1 protein-coding gene is annotated in these 249 nt (G+C 47.4%); it reads right to left on the bottom strand.

The window, feature by feature from the left end; all coding sequences use genetic code 11:
- Positions 1-249: LysR family transcriptional regulator (locus AB4512_RS22880; RefSeq protein WP_372175823.1), on the bottom strand; the 249-nt coding region annotated here is incomplete at both ends.

Genomic DNA, 249 nt, shown 5'->3' with positions numbered 1-249 from the left:
GGAAGTAACCATGTCGCCAAGCTATCAGCATTTGTCGCAATAGACAGAGAAAGAGGTTGAGTTCCCTCTTCGTTCATCAACTCTGGGACAAGTTCGTGCTCTAACAAGCGAACACGACGATACAAACCCAACAGTTTTTTTCCTGCTGGTGTTGGCCTTGGTGGGCTCTCTCTTACCAGAGCAGGCTGTGCTAACCATTTTTCCAGTTGTTTGATGCGTTGAGACACCGCAGACTGGGAGATATATAAC

This window comes from Vibrio sp. 10N.222.52.B7 (assembly GCF_041474275.1).
In the GTDB taxonomy this organism is placed as follows: Bacteria; Pseudomonadota; Gammaproteobacteria; order Enterobacterales; family Vibrionaceae; genus Vibrio; species Vibrio crassostreae_C.
The sequence above is the reverse complement of the archived record's forward strand: the minus strand, read 5'-3'. Positions and strand labels throughout refer to the sequence as shown.